4 protein-coding genes are annotated in these 3,385 nt (G+C 65.6%); all 4 read right to left on the minus strand.

What is annotated here, in order from left to right; translation table 11 throughout:
- On the minus strand, positions 1-1,042 hold a 1,042-nt coding region (gene mepA / locus EN935_RS27525; protein ID WP_127373817.1), incomplete at its 3' end, for a penicillin-insensitive murein endopeptidase.
- Between the two features lie 66 nt (positions 1,043-1,108).
- Positions 1,109-2,008: an SDR family oxidoreductase gene (locus EN935_RS27530; RefSeq protein ID WP_127262204.1), complete on the minus strand. Its 900-nt coding sequence runs from the start codon at positions 2,006-2,008 to the stop codon at positions 1,109-1,111.
- Positions 2,005-3,159, minus strand: coding sequence for a tRNA epoxyqueuosine(34) reductase QueG (gene queG, locus EN935_RS27535; protein ID WP_109667597.1), 1,155 nt, complete (start codon positions 3,157-3,159; stop codon positions 2,005-2,007). Before queG ends, EN935_RS27530 begins: the two co-directional genes overlap by 4 nt.
- On the minus strand, positions 3,140-3,385 hold a 246-nt coding region (locus EN935_RS27540), incomplete at its 5' end, for a glutathione binding-like protein (RefSeq protein WP_164771380.1). The genes EN935_RS27540 and queG, both read right to left, overlap by 20 nt.

Below are 3,385 nucleotides of genomic sequence, written 5' to 3' on the forward strand. Positions count from 1 at the left end.
CGGTGAAGGCGTTCACCGCGCTTGGCAGTCCAGTCATACCACTAGCCGCGGTGGCGGGCAGTGACGGCGCTTCGGGTTCAGGTGCGGCCACCGCAACCGGCACGCTTCCGCCGTGGTAGGTCGCCGCCTCGGCAGAGGCCGGCCCCGGCGCGTCGAGCACGGCGCGGCATTCGCTGGGCAGGTTCGCCATCGTCATCAGGTCGCGGGCCTTCGGCGCATCCGGGTTCTTGTTGGGCCGCCACGGCTCCTGCGTAAACCACCAGGCCAGCGGCTTGCCGCAGCCATCATCGTCCGGCGTCGCTTCCTGCGCCTTGCAGCCGGGCGAACCCGGCTGACAGCCGATGCGCATGTGGAAATGATAGTCGTGGCCCCAGAACGGCCTCACCTTGCGCAGCCAGCTGCGGTCGCCCTTGACGGTGTCGCAGAGCTTTTTCTTGATGCCCGGATTGACCAGGATGCGCTCGACTTGGCTGTAGCTGGCCGCGCGCTTCAGAAGCCTTGTATGTGCCGGGGTCCATAGCGCGTCCTTCACCAGATGGGTCTTCTCGTCGACCATCAAGGTGGCGCTCATGCTTTCGCGCTGCGCCATCGACAGCGGGCGGCTGGGCATCGGCGTCAGCCAGATGTCGGCGTCCAGCCCGATCTGGTGCGAGGCATGCCCAGTCATCATCGGGCCGCCGCGCGGCTGCGAAATGTCGCCGATCAAAAGCCCTGGCCAACCATCGACTGCTGCGTCGCGCGACAATTGCTCGATCACCGCGATCATCGCCGGATGGCCCCAGCGGCGGTTGCGCGACGGCCGCATCACCTCCCAGGTCGGACCATCCATCGGAATGGCGACGCCGCCGGCGAAGCAGCCCTTGGAATAGAAGCCTATCGACTGCGCAGCGGTCGCGGCCGGCAGCTTCTTGGCGCCGAACAGATCTTTTGCCCGTTCTTCGGCACTCGCCGGCTGCGTGGCGAGCCCTGCCAGGGCAAGCAGACCGAGCGCAGCGGCCAACAGGGGCGTTTTGCCGAGAAATGGCAGCATCGCTGTCTTCATGAAACCGGTTCCCCACCGCAATCTGTAAGGCCGAATCATAGCATGCAAAGCCCCACGCTTCGATCGTCAGCCCTTCATCGGGCTGCGCGCGTCACCGTCGCGCCAGTCGCCGCTTGCCCACATATGGTCGAAGGCGGCGCGGTAATCCGGAAAGCGAAAGCGATAGCCCGCCGCCTTGATCGCCGCGTTGGCGACACGCTTGTTCTCGCCATAGAAGGACCGCGCCATGGGCGAAAGTTGGGCGGCGTCGAAGGGAATTTCGGGCGGCGGTTCGATACCCATCAATGAAGCGGCATAGGCGACGACATCCTGCGGCGGCGCTGGCATGTCATCGGTGACATTGAAGATGCCACCTGTATTGCCTTCGATCAGCTGCCAAAGCGCACCGGCAATGTCGTCGCAATGGATGCGGTTGAACACCTGATCCGGCTTGACCAGCCGCCTTGCGCTGCCGTTTTCCAGATTGACCAGGGCGTTGCGGCCCGGCCCGTAAATGCCGGAAAGCCGCAGGATCGCCACCGGCCGGCCGATGTCCGTGCCCAATCGCAGCCAGTCCTGCTCGGCAGCAACCCGCATCACCGAGCGCTTCGACACCGGACGGCATTGCGCCGTTTCGTCGACCCATGCTCCGTCATAATTGCCGTAAACCCCGACCGTGGAGAGATAGCCGATCCATTCCAGCGCCGGCATTTGAGCGATTACCTCTCGCGCGGCTTTCAGAACGGGATCGCCGGCCTCTTCCGGGCCAACCGAAATCAGCAGATGCGTCGTCGTTTCCAGCGCATCGCCGATTTCCTCGGTCAGCGCACCGTCAAAGAGCAGCGGAGCGATGCCGGCCTGCCGCAGCACCTCGAATTTGTCCGCTGAGCGCGTCGTGCCGAAGATCCTGGCGGCGCCTTTGTTAGCCCCAGCAAAGGCCCTGGCCGAATAGCCAGCGCCGAAGATGAATATCTGTTTTTCGCTCATGCATGCGCCCTGGTTGGCCGGGCCAGGCGCCATTCATCGCGCACGGCTTCGTCGCTCTCGGTTTTCAGGCCGGCGGCGGCCCGTTCGGAATATTCGGCGGCCGGCACCAGCCGCGCCAGCGCCCATATTGCCGCGCCCCGCACCAGTGGCGAGGCGTCGTCCAGCAAGGCACGCACGGCGCCGGCAAGTGAGGCATCGCCGGAATTGCCGGCGGCGATCAGCACGTTGCGGACAAACCGGTCGCGGCCGATGCGTTTTATCGGCGAACCGGAGAAGAAGGCGCGGAAGGAAGCGTCGTCCAGTTGCACCAGGTCGGCGAGCGGCGGTTCGCGCAATTCGTCGCGCGCGGCAAGCTTGGCCTCGGACGCGGCTTTCGCGAACTTGTTCCAGGGGCAGGCGGCGAGGCAGTCGTCGCAGCCATAGATGCGGTTGCCGATCTTCTCGCGGAATTCATGCGGGATCGGTCCCTTGTTCTCGATGGTGAGATAGGAGATGCAGCGCCGCGCATCGAGCCGGTAGGGCGCCGGGAAAGCATCGGTCGGGCATGCATCTAGGCAGGCGCGGCAGGAGCCGCAATGGTCGATCTCGGCGCGGTCGGGCGTAAGCTCGGCTGTGGTGAAGATGGTGCCGAGGAACAGCCAGGAGCCATGCTCGCGGCTGACCAGATTGGTGTGCTTGCCTTGCCAGCCGAGCCCGGCGGCCTCGGCCAGCGGCTTTTCCATCACAGGTGCGGTGTCGACGAACACCTTCACGTCGCCGCCGGCGCGCGCCACGATCTTGCCGGCGATTTCCTTCAGCCGGCCCTTCATCACATCGTGATAGTCGCGGTTTTGCGCATAGACCGAGATGGCGCCGCGGTCGCGCTTGGCCAGCACACCGCGCGGATCATGGTCGGGGCCGTAGTTCATCGCCAGCACGATGATCGAGCGCACCTGCGGCCACAGTGCGGTCGGTTCGCCACGGCGTTGCAGCGTCTCCGCGATCCAGTCCATCGAGCCGTGGAAGCCATCGGCGACGAATTCGGCAAGGCGGGCAGGCGCCAGCGGGATCGCATCGGGGGTGGTGACGGCGACGGCATCGAAGCCGGCGCGGCGCGCCTCTGCGTCGATCAGCGCGCGCAGTTTTGCGGCGTCAGAAGTCGAGGTCCGCATAATGCGACACCGGCGACAGGCCGCGCACCCGGTCGGTCAGGAGCGGCCGGAAGGAGGGTCGCGACTTCACCCGCGTGTACCATTCGCGCGCTGCGGCGTGTTCACGCCAGTCGATCTCGCCGAGATAATCGAGCACCGACAGCGTTGCGGCGGCCGCGAGATCGGCATAGGTGACCCTCGAGCCAGCCAGCCAATGGCGGGTGCCGGCCAACCAGTTGGTGTATTT

The sequence above is a fragment of the Mesorhizobium sp. M7D.F.Ca.US.004.03.1.1 genome (assembly GCF_003998635.1).
Taxonomy (GTDB): domain Bacteria; phylum Pseudomonadota; class Alphaproteobacteria; order Rhizobiales; family Rhizobiaceae; genus Mesorhizobium; species Mesorhizobium loti.

Bases quoted from the DNA above. Each gene is read 5' to 3' on its own strand.
- queG (WP_109667597.1), bottom strand. From the start codon at position 3,159: ATGCGGACCTCGACTTCTGACGCCGCAAAACTGCGCGCGCTGATCGAC.
- EN935_RS27530 (WP_127262204.1), bottom strand. From the start codon at position 2,008: ATGAGCGAAAAACAGATATTCATCTTCGGCGCTGGCTATTCGGCCAGG.